At 54.9% G+C, this 20,066-nt stretch carries 13 protein-coding genes and 2 tRNA genes; 10 read left to right on the top strand and 5 right to left on the bottom strand.

The features are described 5' to 3' along the window. The first annotated feature begins 83 nt into the window (after positions 1-83). From dnaE to ACQY36_RS03960, 5 genes are all read left to right on the top strand, one after another. Positions 84-3,575, top strand: coding sequence for a DNA polymerase III subunit alpha (gene dnaE / locus ACQY36_RS03980; protein ID WP_428077894.1), 3,492 nt, complete (start codon positions 84-86; stop codon positions 3,573-3,575). 294 nt (positions 3,576-3,869) lie between these two features. Then, positions 3,870-3,944, top strand: a tRNA-Val gene (locus ACQY36_RS03975). 321 nt (positions 3,945-4,265) lie between these two features. Continuing rightward, positions 4,266-4,577: a hypothetical protein gene (locus tag ACQY36_RS03970; RefSeq protein WP_428057312.1), complete on the top strand. Its 312-nt coding sequence runs from the start codon at positions 4,266-4,268 to the stop codon at positions 4,575-4,577. Positions 4,578-4,672: 95 nt separating this feature from the next. Further along, positions 4,673-5,716, top strand: coding sequence for a threonine aldolase family protein (locus ACQY36_RS03965; RefSeq protein WP_428077892.1), 1,044 nt, complete (start codon positions 4,673-4,675; stop codon positions 5,714-5,716). 2 nt (positions 5,717-5,718) lie between these two features. After that, positions 5,719-6,549 (top strand): deoxyribonuclease IV, encoded by an 831-nt coding sequence (locus tag ACQY36_RS03960; RefSeq protein ID WP_428077890.1) that lies wholly within the window; start codon positions 5,719-5,721, stop codon positions 6,547-6,549. 2 nt (positions 6,550-6,551) lie between these two features. Here ACQY36_RS03960 and ACQY36_RS03955 read toward each other — a convergent pair whose 3' ends face one another. Then, positions 6,552-7,265: a class I SAM-dependent methyltransferase gene (locus ACQY36_RS03955; RefSeq protein ID WP_428071143.1), complete on the bottom strand. Its 714-nt coding sequence runs from the start codon at positions 7,263-7,265 to the stop codon at positions 6,552-6,554. A gap of 94 nt (positions 7,266-7,359) precedes the next feature. Between ACQY36_RS03955 and ACQY36_RS03950 the strand changes: the two genes are divergently transcribed. The 4 genes from ACQY36_RS03950 (at position 7,360) to ACQY36_RS03935 (ending at position 13,016) form a co-directional block, all read left to right on the top strand. Continuing rightward, positions 7,360-8,058, top strand: a complete 699-nt coding sequence (locus tag ACQY36_RS03950; protein ID WP_428071145.1) for a hypothetical protein — start codon at positions 7,360-7,362, stop codon at positions 8,056-8,058. A 200-nt stretch (positions 8,059-8,258) separates the two neighbouring features. After that, entirely contained in the window at positions 8,259-11,219 is a 2,961-nt protein-coding gene (locus ACQY36_RS03945) for an autotransporter domain-containing protein (RefSeq protein WP_428077888.1), read from the top strand. A gap of 135 nt (positions 11,220-11,354) precedes the next feature. Beyond that, positions 11,355-11,430: transfer RNA gene (locus tag ACQY36_RS03940), tRNA-Ala, on the top strand. Between the two features lie 245 nt (positions 11,431-11,675). Further along, a complete protein-coding gene (locus ACQY36_RS03935) occupies positions 11,676-13,016 on the top strand; it encodes an ArnT family glycosyltransferase (protein WP_428077886.1) in 1,341 nt (446 codons plus the stop codon). A 63-nt stretch (positions 13,017-13,079) separates the two neighbouring features. Here ACQY36_RS03935 and ACQY36_RS03930 read toward each other — a convergent pair whose 3' ends face one another. After that, complete coding sequence (locus tag ACQY36_RS03930) at positions 13,080-13,817, bottom strand: metallophosphoesterase family protein (protein ID WP_428071149.1); 738 nt, start codon at positions 13,815-13,817, stop codon at positions 13,080-13,082. Beyond that, on the bottom strand, positions 13,817-17,299 hold the full coding sequence (gene smc, locus ACQY36_RS03925; protein WP_428077884.1) for a chromosome segregation protein SMC: 3,483 nt from the start codon (positions 17,297-17,299) through the stop codon (positions 13,817-13,819). Before smc ends, ACQY36_RS03930 begins: the two co-directional genes overlap by 1 nt. A gap of 210 nt (positions 17,300-17,509) precedes the next feature. Here smc and ACQY36_RS03920 point away from each other — a divergent pair, with 210 nt between their 5' ends. Beyond that, positions 17,510-17,734 (top strand): hypothetical protein, encoded by a 225-nt coding sequence (locus ACQY36_RS03920; protein WP_428077882.1) that lies wholly within the window; start codon positions 17,510-17,512, stop codon positions 17,732-17,734. Between the two features lie 178 nt (positions 17,735-17,912). On the opposite strand, the gene ACQY36_RS03915 is transcribed toward ACQY36_RS03920, so the two are convergent. Both ACQY36_RS03915 and ACQY36_RS03910 read right to left on the bottom strand, forming a co-directional pair. Then, positions 17,913-18,755, bottom strand: a complete 843-nt coding sequence (locus ACQY36_RS03915) for a hypothetical protein (protein ID WP_428077880.1) — start codon at positions 18,753-18,755, stop codon at positions 17,913-17,915. Positions 18,756-19,037: 282 nt separating this feature from the next. Then, positions 19,038-19,994 carry a glycosyltransferase family 8 protein gene (locus ACQY36_RS03910; protein WP_428077878.1) on the bottom strand — a complete coding sequence of 319 codons (957 nt, stop codon included), beginning with the start codon at positions 19,992-19,994 and terminating at the stop codon, positions 19,038-19,040. Positions 19,995-20,066: the final 72 nt, after the last annotated feature.

Here is a 20,066-nt window from a genome sequence, read left to right as displayed (position 1 = left end):
TTATAACATTTGGACCCGCCCGGTCCCGCGCGCAAGCTGACACCTTCGCCCGTCCGTCGTTTTTAGAAAGGAACTTCAATTTTATGGCCGAATTCGTACAACTGCACAACCACACGGAATACTCCCTTTTGGACGGTATGCTCCGCGTATCCGAAAACCACAAGCCCTCCCGCTTTTTGCAGGGGCTTGCGGCGCAGGGCATTCCCGCCATGGCCATTACGGACCACGGGAATATGTACGGCGCGCTGGATTTTTACGAATCGGCCAAAGCCGCGGGCATTAAACCCATCGTCGGGTGCGAGTTCTATATCACCGAAGGCAAATATAACGAAAAAGACAAATCCCGCACCGGCCACCTCACGCTTCTGGCGCGTAACCACGAAGGCTATTTAAACCTGATGAAACTCAATTCCATGGCCTGGGTGGACGGATTTTATTATCATCCCCGCATTGATAAAGAAATTTTAGCCAAACACAGCGGCGGCCTGTTGTGCCTGTCGGGCTGTTTAAAAGGCTTTATTTCCCAATACGTGCGTATGGAAGGCGGGTTTGAAAAAGCCTGCGCGCTGGCCAAAGAATACGAGGACATCTTCGGCAAAGGCAACTATTATATAGAGCTGATGGACCACGGCATCCGCGAAGAAGTGGAAGCCCTGCCGCTGTTAAAAGACCTGGCCAAAATGACGGGAATCCCCGTCGTGGCCACCAACGACTGCCACTACGAGAAAAAAGAAGACTGGGAAGCGCACGACATCCACGTCTGCATCGCCACGGGCAAAACCTTAAACGACCCGCACCGGATGCAAATGTCGCACGAACTGTATTTTAAATCGCCCGAAGAAATGTGCGAGCTCTTTTCCCACACGCCCGAAGCCTGCGCCAATACGCTCGCCATTGCGGAAAAATGCAACCTGGAGTTCCCCAAACACGGGTTCATCCTGCCCAATTTTGATATTCCGCCCGAATTTAAAAGCTCGGCCGAATACTTTAAAGATTTATGCCGCAAAGGCCTCACCAAAAAGATGGACGGCCACGTGCCCGACGAGTATTGGAAACAGCTGGAATTTGAATTTAACGTCATCATCACCATGGGGTTTGACTGCTACTTCCTCATCGTGCAGGATTTTATCAACTGGGCGCGCGCCAACGATATCCCGATAGGCCCCGGCCGCGGCTCGGGCGCCGGCTCGCTGGTGGCGTACAGCCTGGACATTACGCGCGTGGACCCCATCCAAAACAAACTGCTGTTTGAACGCTTTTTAAATCCGGACCGCGTCAGCATGCCCGACTTGGATATTGATATGTCCGACGCGGGACGCGAACGCGTGATTGACTATGTGCGCCAAAAATACGGGCACGACAAAGTGTCCCAAATCATCACGTTCGGAACGATGAAGGCCAAACTGGCGCTTAAAGACGTGGCGCGCGCCATGGAAATCCCGGTGGCCGAAGCCAACCGCATCGCCAAAATGATTCCCAACGACCCGAAGATGACGCTTGAAAAAGCGTTGGAAATCAACGAACTGCGAAACGAAATTGACAGAAATCCGCAAAGCAAACGCCTGTTTGAAATGGCGCGCAAAATTGAGGGCTTAAAACGCCATACGGGTATTCACGCGGCGGGCGTGCTGATTACCAAAGAAGCCGTATCCGAATACGTGCCGCTGGCGCGCGGCTCGCGCGAAGCCATCACCACCCAGTTTGAAGGAGAGCCCTGCTCCAACCTTGGCCTGTTAAAGATGGACTTTTTGGGCCTGCGCACGCTGACGGTTATTGATAACGCCGAAAAAATGATACGCGCCCGGCACGACCCCCATTTTGACATCAACAAAATCCCGTTGGACGACAAAAAAACCTACGATTTGCTCAGCGCCTGCAAAACGTTGGGCATCTTCCAGCTGGAAAGCGGCGGGATGAGAGACCTGATTAAAAAACTGCAGCCTTCCCAGTTCAGCGACGTATCCGCTTTGGTGGCGCTGTACCGCCCGGGCCCGATGGAGTCGGGCATGATGGATATGTTCGTGCGCCGCAAAAACGGTCAGGAAAAAATCGTTTACGAAACGCCTTTGTTGGAAGAAACCCTTAAAGACACTTACGGGTGTATGGTCTATCAGGAACAGATCATGCAAATCTCCAAAACGCTGGGCGGATTCACCCCCGGCGAAGCCGACACCCTGCGCAAAGCCATGGGTAAGAAAAAACTGGATGTAATGGAAAAGTTCGGTAAAAAATTTGTGGAAGGCTGCCGCGAAAAACATATTTCCGAAAAAGTGGCCACGCACATTTACGAACAGATGAAAGCGTTTGCCGGGTACGGTTTTAACAAATCCCACTCGTTTGCGTACGGTTTGGTGTCTTACCAAACGGCTTATTTAAAGGCCAACTATCCCATTGAATTTATGTGCGCCGCACTGACCAACGAAATCGGCCACAACGCCATCGGCGCGGACGACAAAGAAAACAAAATCGTTACGTATCTGGAAGAAGCGCGCAGCATGGGCTTTGAAATTCTGCCGCCGGACGTAAATAAATCCCAGCCGGAATTTTCCGTGGAAACGGTGGACGGCAAGGAATGCATCCGCTACGCGCTGGAAGCCATCAAAAACGCCGGGGCGGAAGGCTGTATTTCCATCGTTAAAGAACGCGAAAAAGACGGCCCTTATAAATCGCTGGAAGATTTATGCAGCCGGGTGGATTTGTTTCAGGTCAACAAAAAAACGATTGAAAGCTTAACCAAGGCCGGCGCGTTTGACAGCACGGCCCCGGGCCAGGACCCCAAAACTACCCGCGCCAACATTCTGGCCGGCATTGACAACGCCGTTGACCTGGCCCACATGGTAGCCAAAGAAAAAGAAAAGAATACGGGCAATTTGTTCGGGGATGATTTTTCCGCCGTGCTCAGCGTCAAACAAAAAGCGCCCGTGGACGCCAAACCGCTGACGCAAAATGAGCTGTTAAGCTATGAAAAAGAAGTATTGGGGCTGTATTTCAGCGGGCATCCGATGGCGCGCTACCAAAACAATTTAAAACAGCTGCACTGTACGCCGATTGCGGATATTTTGGAAGGGCGCGCCAGCGGCCGTTTAAGCGTGCTGGGCATTATCACCCTGTTTAAAAAACGCCAAAACAAACGCAAAGAAGAATGGGCGCAGATGATGATTGAGGACTGCACGGGTTCCATTTTGGTCAACGCGTTTTCGCGCGCGTATGCGAATATGTCGCACAAGCTGGCGCCCAACGCGATTCTGCACTTCTCGGGAGACATCCGCGTAGACGACGAAAGCGCGCGCACCGAACTGAACCTGCAGGACGTAAGCAACGTAACGGATTTAATCGCCGGAGTGGCGAAAGAATTTACCGTGCGCCTTCCCGCGGATTACCCGAAAAACAGCCTGCAGAAACTGAAAACCTATTTGGATATGACCCGCGGCACGACGACGGTGTACCTGGAAGTGCCGTCTAAAGAAAACCCGGGGAAAATACACCGCATCCGCACCAATAAACGGATTTTACTGCACAAAGGACTGCTGGAATATATTGAAAATACAATCGGCAACGCCTGGAGCTTTAAATAAATTCCGCGGATGTTGCGGCCCGACGGAGCGGCGGGCGGCTCTTTCCCAACGCCGCACGATTATGCTATAATAGAAAAGTAGTAATTAGTCATCCAGATAAATGATTTTTAGCCCAGTTGGCGCAGCGCTAGTAACATAAAGTCCGTTCCCGCTCAAGGGAACGCGCCCGCTGGAAATAAGCAGTAACAGTAAACAAATTTAAGCCCAGTTGGCGCAGCGCTGGTAACATAAAGTCCGTTCCCGCTCAAGGGAACGCGCCCGCTGGAAATAAGCAGTAACAGTAAACAAATTTAAGCCCAGTTGGCGCAGCGGTAGCGCGTTCCCTTGACATGGGAAAGGTCATAGGTTCAATCCCTATACTGGGCACCATTTTACGACGATAGCGTAGTAAAAACCGTAGTAAAAATAAAAATCCTCAGCCCACAAGCTGGGGATTTTTATTGTCTAAATTCTTGCACAATTTACACATACTACCCGGCACGGCAATCTAGTTTTGCGGCAAATTACCTCCCCAAAATAGCTGGATAAATTCCGCGCCCTGCGCGCCCAGGCGCGCCAAAAACGCTTCCAACAGCAAATCCCCCAAAAAACCGCCTGACCGCCTTTTCCGCCCGGCGCCAAAAGAGGTAAAATATAAGTAACGGCGCCCAGAACCGCTGGCCGGCTCCGCCGCCGCGCGGGAGGAAATATATGAGTATTTTTGAGGCTCTTATGATGTTGGGTTTCGGGCTGGCCTGGCCGTTTAACATCAGCCGTTCGCTGCGCACCAAAACCGCCGCAGGAAAAAGCTTCCTGTTTATGATTACCATAGAGTTCGCCTACGTCTGCGGGATGATTCACAAAATCCTGCATAATTTTGACTGGGTTTTCTGGCTCTATGTGCTCAACTTTGTAATGGTGCTGATTGATACGGTATTAATGATCCGCTATACAAAACTGGACATTTTCCGCAAACGCCGCGCCGAACTGCGCGCCCGGAAGCACCGCCAAGCCGCCCATTAAGCCGATTCTCCCAACGCCCCATTGTGCGCGGGCGCGGGATTTGCTAAAAATATAATAAGAGCACCTTATTTTCGGCACTTTTATACGAGGCCCCTATGATCAGATTTAACTGCGACTACAGCGAAGGCGCCCACCCGGGCATTTTGGAAAAACTCACGCTGACCAATTTGGAACAGCTGCCCGGCTACGGGCAGGATATTTACTGCCGCCAGGCGGCCGATTTAATCAAATCCCTGTGCAACACGCCGGAGGCGGACGTCCACTTTTTAGCCGGCGGAACGCAAACCAATTTAACCGTCATCGCCGCGTGCCTGCGCCCGTACCAGGGCGTGATATCGGCGGATTCGGGCCACATCAACGTACACGAAACGGGCGCGATTGAAGCCACCGGGCACCGCGTAATTACCGCCGCGGAAAAAGACGGCAAAATCACCGCCGAACAAATCTCCCGCTGCTGCAAAGAACACTGGCAGGACGACAACCCGGAGTTCGCCCCCCAGCCCAAGCTGGTATACATTTCCTTCCCCACCGAATACGGCACCTTATATTCCAAAGAGGAACTCTCCGCCATCCGCCGCGCGTGCGACGAAAACAATCTGTACCTGTTTATGGACGGCGCCCGCCTGGGCTACGGCCTGGAAGCCCCGGGCAACGACCTGACGCTTGCGGACATCGCCGCCTGCTGCGACGTGTTCTATATCGGCGGCACGAAAGTGGGCGCTCTGCTGGGCGAAGCGGTGGTAATCGTGAACCCGAAACTCCAAAAAGATTTCCGCTATTTTATGAAGCAAAAAGGCGCTATGCTCGCCAAAGGACGCATTCTGGGCCTGCAGTTTTTGGCCTTGTTTGAAAACGGCCTGTATTTTAAACTCGCCAAGCATGCCGACGATATGGCCCAAATCATCCGCCGGGCGTGCGCGGACGCGGGATATACGTTTCTCTACGATTCGCCCACCAACCAGCAATTTCCCGTTATGCCCAACGATATAGTCAAACGCCTGGAAGAAGACTACGCCTTCGCCCACATCAAACGCCTGGACCGCAGCCGCACCGCCATCCGCATTTGCACCAGCTGGGCCACGCGCGAAGAAGACGTACGCCAGCTCGCGGCGGATATCCGCAAATACGCGGCCAAATAACCATGCTGCATATCGGCTGTCATCTCTCGTCCTCCAAAGGCTTTGAAGCCATGGGAAAAACCGCTTTGTCCATCGGCGCGGACACCTTCCAGTTCTTCACGCGCAACCCGCGCGGCAGCCGCGCCAAGGAGATAGACCCGCAGGACGCGCAGCGTTTGCGGGAACTGCTTGCCGAACACGGTTTTGCGCCCGTTATCGCCCATGCGCCGTACACGCTGAACCCCGCCTCCGCCGACCCCAAAACGCGCGAGTTCGCCCTGCAAACCCTGGCGGACGACCTTGAGCGCATGGAATACCTGCCCGGCAACCTGTATAATTTTCATCCCGGGAGCCACGTGGGGCAGGGGGAAGAAGCCGGCATCCGGCTGATTATCCAAACGCTGAACGAAATTTTAACGCCCGGCCTGCACACGACCGTCCTGTTGGAAACGATGGCCGGAAAAGGAAGCGAAATCGGGCGGAGTTTTGACGAGCTTAAACGGATTTTGGACGGGGTGAAATTAAACGGGCAGACGGGCGTCTGTCTGGACACGTGCCATGTGCACGACGCGGGCTATTCGCTGGCGGCGCTGGACGGCACTTTAAACGAGTTTGACAAACAAATCGGCCTCCAACACCTAAAAGCCGTGCATTTAAACGACAGTTTAAACCCGCGTGGCGCCCATAAAGACCGCCACGCCCCCATCGGGGCCGGCGAAATCGGAACGGACACATTCGCGCGCCTCATCAATCATCCGGCGTTAAAACAACTGCCTTTCTGCTTAGAAACGCCAAACGACCTCGCGGGCTACGCACGGGAAATCAAACTGCTTCGCCAACTGTATCGGGAATAAGTTTAGGACTTGCGCGGCCGCGCCACCAGCATCACGCTGTACCCGCCCACGAGAAACGCCGCCCAGGCGCGCGGCATACAATAGTGCGCCGCCCGGCGGATACACATCCCCAGACGGCTCCTGGCGGAGGCCAGCTCCGGCGGGCGTTCCACATATTTATTGGTATAGTGCCAGCTGAGCAGTTCGTAACCGCGCGCGGCCAGCAAACGTTTTAAATAAGCGGCCGTATAAAAATGGATGTGCCCCACGGTGCGGCGTTCTTCTTCCAAAATTTCGGGTTTTACCACGCTGCGAAAAGACAAGTCCAGCGGCACGTGCAGCACCAGCAAATCGGCATACGCTTCCAGCGTGCTTAAAAAAGAATCCGTATCCGGCACATGCTCCAGCACGTCTACGGCTAAAATAGCGTCAAAATGTTCGCCCTGTACCTGGCCGCCGTGCACAAAATGCGCGTTTTCCGGCGCGTCTTTTAAACACAGCGCGTGCGCCTGGGGCGAAATATCACACCCCGTAAAACGCATATCCGGCCTAAGGCGCGCCCATTCTTTAACCAGCTCCCCCGCGCCGCAGCCTACGTCGCACACGGTTTTTACACGGTCCGCCGCGCCCGCGCGTTCCAACGCCAGCAAGACGTGCATCAGTTTCCAATGCGCGTCCTGCCCGTGCCAGCCGGGATTGCTTTGCAAATACGAACCGTCGGTATATATGGATTCCATACGCCTATTATACTTAAATTTTCCAATAAGGCCCAAGTTTCGCTGGGCCTTTTGGCCCTTGCGGCGTATGCCCGTAAACCGCTACAGTACATATATGAAGAAAACCACTCTTTTTATCTGGCTGGCGTTTATGCTGGCCGCCGGCAGCTGTCCTTTGCGGGCGGAGCCTTTTTTTACAGGACGGTTTGAACGCCCCGTCACCCAGGCCGCGCTGGCGGCCCAAACGCCGCTTTTTTCCCTGCACTTTAACGACACCTCCCGCCAGGACGCGTTCAACACCGCGCTGGGCCTGGCCGCACTGGTGCCGCCGCCCGGGCAAAAATCGTTCGCCCAAATCCGCAAGGCCGAATATCCGGGCGTGCGGGACGTACACGTCATTGTGGCCGTCCGGGCCGATGTGGCGCGCCAGCTGCAGGCCAACGGCATACCGGTCTCGTCTCTTCGGAATGCGGATGCGTACACCACTTCTTTCGTGGGAAAAGACGGCAAACGCGTCATTCACATTTTTTTAATCAGCGACGTACTGGCCGCCGGCCGCACATCCGAACAGCTGCTGGCCGCCGCCGCGGTAGCCGCCGCGCATGAAATTTACGGGCACGCTTATTATAAAATGACGCACCCCATAGACACTTCGGATATGCAGAAGGAAGAACCCCTGGCCTATGGCCGCAGTGTGGCGTTTGTGGAAAATCTGCTGGCCTCCCATCTGGCCGAAAAACTCTCCCCCGCCCAAAAGAAAGCGTTTGAAGAGGCGCTGGCGCGGGAGAAAAAGCTGCAATCCCGCTATAAATAACCGCTTTTGTTCGGCCGGGCCGGGTTCGCCCGGCCTTTTTTATTCCCCAAGCGGAGCCGGTTTTTATTCCGCTGTTCAGTTTAAAGCCGGCTTACGCGTTGCGGCGCCCCGGAAAACAACGCCGAAAAGTGCTTTCCTTTTCTCATAAATTCTGTATAATAGGATTATATTGATTTTTTAATTATACAATCGGAGGATAAATGAAGAAATTTCTGACGGCTTTATGCTGCCTGGGATTGTTTGGCAGTGCGTCCGCCCAGTTTAACATTGACGGGCGGGTGCGGACCATCAATAACCCGAGTAATTTATCGGGCAGCAGAGACAACTCTTCCCCGAACGGATCGGTTACCAACAGTTCGGTCAATATCAACGGCGGAAGCCTGAACAATTTTTCCGCTACCGGCGGAGCCACCATCGGCCAAAACGCCACGGGCAACTCCGTCAGCGTAACGGGCACTACGGGAACGAACGTTTCCCTCGTCGGCGGAGACAGCGACTCGCCGGACACCATCCTTCCCTCCGGCGTGGCCTCCAACAACTCCGTAAATATCACGGACGCCACGATTACCAACCTGACTTCCGGCAGCAACACCAAAGACATCATCGGCGGACGCGCGGACGGCAACCAGGCCAACGGCAACTCGGTCAACATTCACAACAGCAGCGTTACCTCCGGCACCGTTTACGGCGCTTATTCCGAACTGGGCAAAAACTTCGGCTTCCCGGCCGACGAAGAAGACCCCCTTGCCGAAACGTTTGACAGCACCTATAACTACAACGCCGCCAGCAACAACAGCATTAACGTAACGGACTCCACCGTCAACGCGCAGTTAATCGGCGGCTTTGCCACCGACCAAAGCGAAGTGAAGACCGAAGGCGTAGCGAATGCGGTCGTGTCCACGGCGGAAAACAACCGCGTCAGCCTGATTAACTCCACCGTTGCCAGCACCAGCAAGATTCCGTTTTATAACAGCGCGTCGGACTCGGCCGACGCGGTGGCCGCCATCGGCGGCAACGGCGGCGTATACTCCAACAACAACAGCGTATACGTGGAAAACTCTTCCGTTACCGGCCAGCTTATCGGCGCCACGACGCGCAGCGGCTGGGTGCGCTCCGAAAATTCGGACACCATTAAATCCACCGCCAACAACAACTCCGTTACGGTAAAAGGTGCCTCTTCCGCCGTAAACGGCAGCGTGTTCGGCGCAAATTCTTTCCGCACCAACGCCAGCCAGAACCAGGTGGTTATTACCGACGGCGCGCAAGTGACGGGCAATATCGCCGGCGCGAAAAGTGTCTACGACGTCATTTTGGACGGCACCAGCACCGAAGACCCCAAACCCGAAGTACTGCGCGGCGTGGCCACGAGCCACTCCAACAACACCGTTATCATCAGCGGTACGGCGGACCAGAAGGTTACCGTTACCACCGCCACCAATACGGAGCCGACCTATCAGCTTACCAACGGCTTTATTGCGGGTTCGTGGAACGAAGCGGGCAACACCGAAGGCAACAAAGTTGCCATTTCCAACGCCGTCATTAACGGCAGCGGCCACATTATGGGCGGATTTGTGGTAAACGAAGCCCAGTCCCCGGCCGAGGGTGATACCGACAGCGAAGTCGCCCTGAAATCCATCGGTCATACGGCGCAGAACAATACCGTCGCAATCGCCGACTCCACCGTCAACGCCAGCATCTACGGCGGCTATGTGATGTTCAAAGCCGACGCAAACCCGGATCCGGAAAACGGCCCGGCGGAAGAAGAACGCGGCGTGGACCGCGCCTCCGGCAATACCATTGCCCTGCACAACACGCAGGTTACCGGCGACATTTACGGCGGCTATACCGAACGCCCCCAAGTGTATACGGATGCGGACGGCAACAAAACCTTTGAATCCTGGGCCAACAACAACACGGTTATTTTAAGCGGCAACACCACCGTAACCGGCACGATTTACGGCGGTTATGTGGGCGATAATAATGACGAAACCATCTACCGCGGCAACAAGCTGGTCCTGAGCCATTACCAGGGCACGCTGGGCGAGTACAAAAACTTCCAGGAAACGTCCATCATCGGCAATGATTCCAATATCACTTTTGCCCCTTCCCAGCAGGTATTTGCCACCTTTGAACTTAACGGCAAGCCGCAGGTGGAAACGACCGTCATCGCCAATACTTCGGCCGATTCCCAGATTGTAATGGAACAGAGTTCTTTGGGCGCCTACGAATATACGCTTAAAGAAGAAGTGAACGGCTCCGGATTGGACTGGGTGCTGACGGGCGGTTTCTCGCAGACCAACGCCAAACCCTATGCGCAGGCCGCGCTGGCGGGCCTGGCGCTCACCACGGCGGGCGATGACAGTCTGTCCGAAGTGATCTCCACCGCGTTTGAAGCAAACGACGAAAACAACACCTTCCTCACCGGTGAATACGGAGACACGAAATACAAAACCGGCAGCGGGTTTAATATGTACACCGCCGTCGCTCAGGCAGGTATGTACCATAAATTTACCGACTCCACCCTCGCGGGTTTCTTCGGCCAATACGCCTACGGCGATTACGACACCTTCCCCAAACGCGCGGACGGTAAAGTAAACTCTTACGCCGGCGGCCTGTTTGCGGCGTGGAACTACAGCGAAACCGGCCGCCTGGAAGTGCAGGGCCGCTTCGGTACGCAGGAAACGAAGTTTAATTCCAGCGCGCTGCAGTCCAACTTTAAATATGATGCGCTGTACTGGGGCATCGGCGGCGGATTCGTGGAAGATTTCGGCTGGCTGGACGTCTACGGCAGACTTTCTTACGCCCGCAAAGACAAAGAAAGCAAAACCGACAACCTCGGCCAGGACCTGACCTTTGACGCGATGCAAAGCCTCGTGGGCAAATTCGGCGCCGACTACGAGCTGCCTTTTATGCTCTGGCACTTCCAGCCCATCGTGGGTGCGGCCGGCATTTATGAATTTGACGGCGAGAGCAAAACCTCGCTGGACGGCCACAAGATTGACGATGCATCCTTAAAAGGGCTGACGGGCGAAGGGAAAATATCCTTCACCTACGACGCGTCGGACTCTATGGTCCCGGTAAAAACCGCCCTGTCCGTATTCGGCCTGGTAGGCCAGATGCAGGGCTGGGGAGCGAGCGTAAAAATTATGGGCCGCTTCTAAGCGTTTTAAATAAAAAGCCCCGCTCTTAACCGGGCGGGGTTTTTACGCCCGGGCCGCACGGGGCGGAGCAAAAAAATCAGTTGCGGCAGTTGCAGATTTTTAGAAAAACTGTTATAATATTGATGTAGCAATTAAGGGCCTGTAGCTCAGCTGGGAGAGCGCCTGCATGGCATGCAGGAGGTCGCAAGTTCGATCCTTGTCAGGTCCACCATTTTAAAAATATAGAACCCGCCGAAAGGCGGGTTTTTTGATGGCAGAAAAATGTCGCAGGCGCGTTTCGCTCCGATAAAGCGCGGAGGGCGCACCAAGCCGAAACGAAACAGCAAATTATTCCCCGCCTTTCGGCGGGTTTTTTGATGGCGGAAAAATGCTGCGGGCGCATTTTATTTCCCCGCACAATTCCCGCTCCCCGCATTCGGGATAGCGGCGCGCACGGGCATTTCATATAATAAACATATGCCTTTTTATAAAGACCGTGTTTTCTGGTACATTTTTTCCGCGCTCGCTTTTGTCAAAGCCGCGGCATTTATATGCATTTGTTTCTTCCACCCGCTGGGCGAAGCCGTGCTGGCGTTTCCCGACTCGCTGACGTATGTCTACCCCGCGCAGACTTTTCTGCAGTACGGCTCTATGTGGGAGGCGGTCTCCGCCGCGCCCATGCTCCTGCGCACGCCCGGATATCCGTTCTTTTTGGCCCTCATACAGCTGGTATTTCATAACCTTACCTGGGCGGTTGCGCTGGCGCAGAACCTGCTGTCGCTCGCGCTTCTTATTCCGGTCTATTTGACGGCCCGCCAGCTTTCCGGCCGCACCGCCGCGCGCTGGGCCGCCGGATTTTGCGCCGTCAGCGTACTGTATTTTTCCCTTTCGTTTGCGGTATTGACCGAAGTCTTATGCGCGTTTTTGCTCGCGTGGTTTGTGTATTTTATCATCCGTTTTTTTGCCGCGCCGCGCACGCAGGACCTTTTCTGCTCCGCTTTGTTTTTAGCGGCCGCGGTATATGTGCGCCCGGCGGCGTATTATTTTATGTTTGCGGCCGTCATCACGCTGGCGTGTTTCTGCGCTTCGGGGATGGTCCGTTTTTCCGCCAAAAAACTGCTGTTGGCGTTTGTTCTGCCGCTTGCCGTACTCGCGGGAGCCTGGCAGGCACGCAACGCGCTTACAACCGGTTTCAGCGGTTTTACCACGGTGGGAGCGTACAACCTGTATATTTGGAACGAAGATTACCTGGCCCGGAAATTCAACCTGACCGTGCCGCAGGCGCACGATATGCTGCAGCGAGCCCTGCCGCCGGGGTTTGACGCCCTGCCGCCCGCGCACCAGGCCCGCATTTACAAAGCGATGGCCGCCCCCTTACTGCGCGAAAGCTTTTTATATAAACTTTCCCGCGCCCCGCTCTGGGCGGGCAAAACGCTGTTCGGCGCCAACTTTGTACATTTCTCGCGCCTGCTCGGCGCCGGGCCTGCCGAAGAGCCAGACGGCCAAATGCTTAACCACACCTCCGCCGTACACACGGACCGGCTGAACGGCTTATTTTCCAAAAGCCTGTTTGCGCTGGCGGCGGGGCAGGTGTTTATCGTGGTCTTATTGGGTATAGGCGGATTTTTCCCGCTGTGGAAAATGCGCCGCGCGGAAACGTTTTTCCTCGCCCTCTACTGCCTATATTTTTGGGGAATCGGCTCCACGTTCTTTGGGGCCTACGCGCGTTTCCGCGCGCCGTTTGAATTTGTGCTGTGCATTACCGCCGGCACAGGGTTGGCCGCCCGGCGGGCGAAACGCAAAAACAAAGCGGGCTGATGGTACGCTCTCCCATATACAAAAACCGCGCCCGAAAGCGCGGTTTTTTACGGTGCTTAAAACTTATAAACCCAGTGAAAGGCTGTCTATTAAAAAGGACGGGAATTTCCGCTCCGCCATTTTTTCCTGCGTCGGGCGGAAATCGTACGGCTGGCGGATAAAGCGGAAGGTTTTGGCTTCCGTGTCCCAAATGCCAAACGACGCGCGCGGATTATTGTCGCGCGGTTTACCGACGGAGCCGGGATTAATGATGTAGCGCGCTTTGTCGTTTAAGCGGATGGCCGCGTCTTCTTTTTTATTTAAGTAAATGGCGCAGGCGCGCGGCGTGCCCTTGATGTAAAAAGGCAGATGCGTATGGCCCACAAAGCACACGTGCCCCTGCCACAAATCGTAATTGGAGCGGAACTGGGCGCAGCTGGAAAAGTATTCTTTAATGGGGTCCGCGGGGGTGCCGTGCACGACGGTAAAATCCGTTCCGTGCGCCGCCGCCGGCAAGGAAGACAAATACCGCACGGATTTTTCGCTCATCATTTCTTTGCTGGCGTCCAGCGCCACTTTGGCGTCGTAATTAAAGAAAGCTTCCAGCTCCGGCTGGACGAACACCGCGTCGTGATTGCCGAGCACGCAGGCCGCTAAATTTAACGAAGCGATTTTGCGCACGCATTTTTCCGGGTCCGGCCCGTAGCCAATCATATCCCCGCAGTAAATAAACGAGGATACGCCCTCCCGTTTAAACCGCTCCAGGCACGCATCCAGCGCTTCCAGATTGCCGTGTACGTCGGAAAATACGCCGATAAGCATTAAGCCTCCGCCAGCGCCTCAATGGCTTCTTTCTTTTTGACGTCTTCGGGGCTGGCGCGTTCGGCCAGGTTGACGGACATCACTTTAGAAACGCCGCTTTCTTCCATCGTTATGCCGTAAAGCATCCGCGCGGCTTCCATCGTACGTTTATTGTGGGTAACCACGATAAACTGCGTGGTTTTGGCAAATTCTTTAATCAGGTTGACGTAGCGCTCCACGTTGGCTTCGTCCAGCGCGGCGTCGGCTTCGTCCATAATGCAGAACGGGGCCGGGTTGTGCGTAAAGAACGCAAACAGCAAAGACATGGCCGTAAGCGTTTTTTCGCCGCCGGACATAGAAGTGATGTTAAGCAGTTTTTTGCCCGGGGGCTGCGCGTAAATTTCAATGCCGGTTTCCAGCAGGTTTTCCGGCTGGGTGAGCACCAGGTCGCACTCGCCGCCGCGGAAAAGCGTCTGGTAAATGTTTTTAAAATGCAGGCGCACCTGTTCAAAGGTGTATTTGAAATTTTCGCGCGTGGTTTGGTTGATTTTACTAATGGCGGATTTTAAATCTTTCTTCGCGCTTTCCAGGTCCGCTATCTGCGTGCGCAGGAAAGTGTTTCGCTGGGTCAGCGCGTCGTACTCTTCGGGCGCGGTCATATTCACGGCGCCCATATTTTCAATGCGCTTTCGCATCATTTTGACGCGTTCGTAATCCACCGTCTTGTCGCCGTAATTCATCTGCGCTTCTTCGGGCGTGATGTTCCAGCTTTCAAACAAATTGTTCGTTACCGTGGTGCGCTGGCGGCGCGCGTTGGACAGGGCGTTTTCCAAATCGTTCTTTTTAATCGTCAGCTCCGACGATTCCTTTTTGCACGCGTTTAAAGCGGCGGTTTTCTCGTCAAATTCCTTTTTCAGGGCTTCCAGGTCCGCGCGCATTTTGTGTTCGTCCACTTCCAGCTTGGCCAGGTTGTCGCGCTCGGCGGACAGTTTGGCCTCGGTGGACAGTTTTTCCTCGGCCAGGCTTTTTAAACGCAGGTTGGAAGAGGCGATTTTTTCATTGCGTTTGCCTTCGCTGTCGGTCAGGCTGTTAAATTCGTACTCCGTGGATTTAAGGTCCAGCTCCACATTGTTCTTTTTGATTTTTACTTCGTACAGGGCCGCGCTCATCGCGTTAATTTCGCCTTTTAATTTTTCGGCGTCTTCGCGCAGCGTCAGCTGGGATTTTTTCAATTCTTCCCCCTGCGCCGACGCTTCCGCGTGGCGTTTTTTCAGCTCTTCTAAATTCTGTTTAAGCGTTTCGGCGTTTTTGCGGCGGCTGTCTACGCGCAGGGTGATTTCCCGCTTGCGCGCGGCCGCGCGTTCCAGCGCTTCCTGCGTGGAGCGCAGTTCGCGTTCTTTGTTGGCGCGTTCGTTCTGCACCGAGTTTAACGCCAGCACCGCTTCCTGCGACTGGGCGCGCAACTGCTTCAACGCTTCATCCGCCTTGGTCAGCGCGTCGTAATTGGCGATAATTTCGTTGGAAATCGTTTCTTCTTCGGCGGCTTTGGCGTCCAGCTCCCCGCGCACGGTTTCTTCTTCGCCCCAATAGGCTTCGGGCGCGCGCACGTCCTCCGCGCCGCCTCCCACAAAGAAGCCGCCCTTTACCGCGCCTTCTTTATACGAATACCCGCCGATAATAAAATTGACCAGATTTTCCAGCTCCGGCTTGTACGAAAGCTGTTTTTTAAGCGCGTCTTCCGCGCCGGCGGCCGCGGTTTGCGGCACTTCGGAAAGAATGATAAATTTGGCGCGCGCTTTGCCGTGTTGTTTTAAGAGGGCAAGCGCCTGCTCCACGGTGGAAGCGTTGTCGCAAAGGACGGCGTCCAAGTATTTGCCGAAAGCTTCTTCCACCGCCACGCCCAGCGCGGCGGGATATTTAAGGGATTTTCTCAGCGTGCCTTTCACGCCGGCAAGGCCGCTCTCGCTGACGGTTTTTGCGCCCACCCAATACGGGTCGTTCTTGCCCTGGGTTTGAATCATTTCCAGCTTGGCCGCCAAACCCGCGCGGGCGGATTTAACGGCGGAAAGTTTTTCGTTTAACGCGGTGCGCCCGGCCTGGAGTTTTTTTACTTCTTCTTCGCCCGCCGCGATAGCCTGGCGCGCGTTGTCCGCCTCCGTCCGCTTGGCCTGCACGCGGGCCGTGATTTCTTCCAGGCTTTTTTGAATCCCCGCAAGCCCGGCGGCCTGCGCCTGGCTGGTTTTTTCGGCGGCGATTAAATCTTCGTTTTCGCGCTGGGCGGAAGATTCTTCCAGCGAGATGCGGTTGGAAACTTCCATCTGTTTTTGCACCAGCGTCATCAGCTCGCCCGACGCGCGCTGCAGCTGCGCTTCGGCGGAGCGCAAATCGTTTTCCAGTTTTTGCGCGGCGGCGGTTTTGGCGTTGTAATTTTCCTGAAGCGGCGTCAGCTCCGCCGATACGGCGGCCAGCTGTTCTTTGAGTTTGGCAATCGCGGGCGCCAGCTCCTGCAGGCGGCTCTGGCCGCGCTGCGCTTCCGCGCCGGAGGACGCAATCTGCGCGGTGAGTTCCGCGCTCAGATTGTCGCAGTTTTTAATGGCGCCTTCCAACAGCCCCACCTGGTATTTGCTGGCGGAAATTTTTTCGTTAAATTCGGCGGCTTCTTTTTGTTTATGCGTTAAATTTAAATCCAGGGCCGCCGCCGCGCCTTCCTGCGCGGAGATGCGGGCTTCCAAATCTTCCAGCTTGCGCACCACGGGGTCCAGCTCGCCGGTGTGTTTGGCGATTAACGCGTCAGCTTCTTTAATGGAGCAGACCGAAATGGCGATTTCGCTCTCTTTGAGTTCTTCGCGGTACTTTTGGTACAGGCGGGCTTTTTTGGCTTCGCTGTCCAGCTTTTTGATTTGCTCGTCAATTAACGCCACGGTGTCGGCCAGGCGGGCCAGATCCAGGTCCACGCGTTCCAAGCGTTTGATGCATTCTTCGCGTTTGGCCTTATACTTGGAAACGCCGGCCACTTCTTCAAACATTTCGCGGCGCTGTTCCGGCGAGGCGGAAAGCACGCTTTCCACGCCGCCCTGGTCAATAATGGCGTAACCTTCGCCGCCGATGCCGGTGTCTAAAAACAAATCGCGGATGTCGCGCAGGCGGCACTGCACCTTATTTAAAAAGTATTCGCTTTCGCCGGAGCGGAAAATTTTGCGGCTGACGGTGATTTCATTAAAATCCAGCGGGAGCTGGCGGGAGGCGTTGTCAAACACCATACTGACCTGCGCCATATTTAAAGGGGCGCGGCGCGCGGTGCCGTTAAAAATAATATCTACCATGGAAGCGGAGCGGAGGGACTTCCAGCTCATCTCGCCGATGGCCCAGCGAACGGAATCAATCACGTTGGATTTACCGCACCCGTTCGGCCCCACCACGCAGGTGATGCCGGGCTCAAAGTCCAGGCGGGATTTTTCCGCAAAGGATTTAAAACCGATGATTTCAATAGCTTTTAAGTACATAAGGTCCCCTTAGGCAGATATATTTTGATTATACCATTTCCCTATACAATATAGGGAAGAAAGGGGTTTTCTCCTCGGAGGGGCCCGGTACGCGTACGGCCCGCGGGGCCCTCCGAGGGAGCCCCGACGAAAGAAACCTCTTGCAAAGTGCGGCAATTTTTATTAGACTTTTGTCGTAAGACTGTTTTCCTTAAAAGGAGGATTATCCACATGGCAGAAAAAGTACTTAAAGTTGGGATGGACCGCGAAGACGGCTTCCTCTACTACATTGATAAAGACGGCGACATCGCCCGCGTTCAAATGGCCAGAGGCGGCAAAAAAGGCGGCAAACCGAAAAAAATAGAAAAATGCGGTATCAAAAAAGAAAAAGGATATCTCTACTTCTTGGACAAGAAGGGTGATATTTCCAGAGCTAAAATGGTAAACGCTAAATAAACCAAGGATTTAAAACACCCCGCGTAAGCGCGGGGTGTTTTATCGGAACGCGGTCCCGCGCGCATACATCTCAATTTTTTGCGCGGGCCAACCGCTCGACGCAAAAGGGGCGCATCTCGCATTGTACGACATCACGCAGTGCCTCAGCGTTTTGCGCCTCTTGTCGTTTTTTTATTTTTCATTTCCCGCCAAAAATTATCCGTTCGTATTTTTCCAGTTCCGTTTGCAGGGCGCAGGATTGATTAATCTCCCGCGCCAGCAGGAAGCGTGCTGTGTTGCCGGAACGCACTTGCCGCAAGTCTTCCCGCACGCGCCGGATATCCGCGGCAAATAAACGGATATGTTCTTCAAAAAATGGAGCGCAGTTGCATCCGCATAATTTGCGAAAACGGTCCCGCCGCGCAAAAAAAGCAAATCCGCTCCCGCGCACGCTGCACACCAAACACGGGTATCCCAGCTGCCCCGCTTCCAAAATCACCTGGCCCACGCCGCCCGCAAACAAATACCGCTTGGCCCGACGCGTTAAAAATTCCTGCGTGTCCACTTCGCCGATGAAAACTTTATCGGCCAACGCGTATTGTTGCTGAAGAGCGCGTTTGACCGCGCGCGCTTCTTTCCCGGCCAGTCCGCCCGCCAGTTCAAACGGGATGTTCCCTTTCCGGCACAGCTCAATAAACGCTTCAAAAGACGGCACTTTGTCCGCCGCCAAACGCGAAATAAAAACAGCCGTTTGCTGTCCGCCGAATTTCCACACGGCGGGTTTATAGGCAAGCGCGTTCGGCAGTACCGGCGCAAACTGAAGCAGCGGCACCCGCCGCCCGTGCACGGCGCTCGCGCACAGCACATAACCTGCCTGACGCAGATAATCAAAATTCCACCCGGCGCGCGAAGCGTGCACCGCAACGCCAAAACGCACGCCGTATTTTTTTAAATGCGCCGGGTCAAACGGCGGACCGCCGCAGCCGCCCGCCTGCCACTCCACCGCGCGGATATTTTTCTTTTTTATAAACCATAAAAGCAAACGCTCGTTATAGCGCAAAGACGCCGTCAGAAGCAAATCTATCTCGGACAGGCTACCCCCCCCCCCGACGGGCGGCAATATATGTTTTATAGCCGCGTTTACGCCACACCGGGGCGTACTGACGCACGCGCTTTTCCACTCCGCCTTTACTTAAAAAGGCATATGAAACAAACAACACCCCGGGAGTATGTTCCCGGCGGGCAAAACATAAACGGCATGAAGAATAAATCATTGCCGCGCGTTTTGCGATACTGTTCATAAGCCGCTGGGCCATACGGGAAATTACCGCAGGGCGCATATGCCCTCCCAATACAAGTTTTGATAAAACCCCGGCTTCAGCCAGCAGAGCGGATGAATTTTGAGGTAGCGAAACAGACGCCCCAGCACCTCCGCCGCGCCGACGGGCTGCATATTCCCCGCCCAGGGGGACTTTTCCATCATCCGCCGGTATTCTTTGCTGTTCTTATGCCAGCCGCTTTTTGCAAACCACGGCTTGGCCGGGGAAGCAAAATGCACCACCGGGCAGGTAAGCAACACCCGGCGCAAGCGGCCAATATCCGGGTGGCGGTTCCAGGCCCGGCACCCCCAAAACATCTGTCCGTTCCAGCGGGGCGAAAGCGTTTTAATTCTGCCGCGCAGCGCAAAATTCAGCACATCCTGATCCTCGTACTGCAGCGCATATTCCGGCGCGCGCATATAGGCAATTAATTTTTGCTCGGCCTCTTCCGCGCGCCAGCGCGCCAAATCAATCAGCAGTACGCCGGAATTGATATATGTTTGCTTGTCATACGGCCAGGGGTGCAGCCCCGCGCGGGCTTTTTCCATTACGCCCAAATCCGCCACACCGCCCGCCAGCGCCCGGCCCAAATCCAGCCGCGCCAGTGCTGTAAGTGGCGCCCGGACAAAGACATCGCAATCCAAATAAATGACGCGCCGCACAAAGCGCGGCAGAAGCCGCCCCGCAAATAAGCGCGCGTATGCCGTGCGGCTTAAATGAGAATTAACCACAGGCAGGCCCTCTAATAATGCCGCATCCACCGGATAATACGCCGCAGAAAATGCCGGGTAACGGCCGCGCAAGGCGGCGATGCGCTGTTTATTCAGCGCACTGATACCGTTATCTAAAATATGAAGCCGCATAAAATCCTGCGGCGCGGCATGCGCCAGCACGGATTGTATCGCCACTCCCATAAAAGGGGCGTAAGCGTCATCGGACGCAAAACAAATATCTATCATCATATGCGTATTCTTCCCGTATGTTCTTCAGTTTCCGCGCGCCCGGAAGGACGCGCGGAAACGTCCGCGGAGCGA

This window comes from Candidatus Avelusimicrobium alvi (genome assembly GCF_958451995.1).
GTDB classification, from domain to species: Bacteria; Elusimicrobiota; Elusimicrobia; order Elusimicrobiales; family Elusimicrobiaceae; genus Avelusimicrobium; species Avelusimicrobium alvi.
This window is presented reverse-complemented; position numbering and strand designations above follow the sequence as displayed.

Excerpts from the sequence above, each read along its gene's own strand:
- ACQY36_RS03935 (WP_428077886.1), top strand. The coding sequence starts at position 11,676 with ATGCCTTTTTATAAAGACCGTGTTTTCTGGTACATTTTTTCCGCGCTC.
- smc (WP_428077884.1), bottom strand. The coding sequence starts at position 17,299 with ATGTACTTAAAAGCTATTGAAATCATCGGTTTTAAATCCTTTGCGGAA.
- ACQY36_RS03910 (WP_428077878.1), bottom strand. The coding sequence starts at position 19,994 with ATGATGATAGATATTTGTTTTGCGTCCGATGACGCTTACGCCCCTTTT.
- ACQY36_RS03920 (WP_428077882.1), top strand. The coding sequence starts at position 17,510 with ATGGCAGAAAAAGTACTTAAAGTTGGGATGGACCGCGAAGACGGCTTC.
- ACQY36_RS03965 (WP_428077892.1), top strand. The coding sequence starts at position 4,673 with ATGATCAGATTTAACTGCGACTACAGCGAAGGCGCCCACCCGGGCATT.
- ACQY36_RS03955 (WP_428071143.1), bottom strand. The coding sequence starts at position 7,265 with ATGGAATCCATATATACCGACGGTTCGTATTTGCAAAGCAATCCCGGC.
- ACQY36_RS03960 (WP_428077890.1), top strand. The coding sequence starts at position 5,719 with ATGCTGCATATCGGCTGTCATCTCTCGTCCTCCAAAGGCTTTGAAGCC.
- ACQY36_RS03945 (WP_428077888.1), top strand. The coding sequence starts at position 8,259 with ATGAAGAAATTTCTGACGGCTTTATGCTGCCTGGGATTGTTTGGCAGT.
- ACQY36_RS03970 (WP_428057312.1), top strand. The coding sequence starts at position 4,266 with ATGAGTATTTTTGAGGCTCTTATGATGTTGGGTTTCGGGCTGGCCTGG.
- dnaE (WP_428077894.1), top strand. The coding sequence starts at position 84 with ATGGCCGAATTCGTACAACTGCACAACCACACGGAATACTCCCTTTTG.
- ACQY36_RS03950 (WP_428071145.1), top strand. The coding sequence starts at position 7,360 with ATGAAGAAAACCACTCTTTTTATCTGGCTGGCGTTTATGCTGGCCGCC.
- ACQY36_RS03930 (WP_428071149.1), bottom strand. The coding sequence starts at position 13,817 with ATGCTTATCGGCGTATTTTCCGACGTACACGGCAATCTGGAAGCGCTG.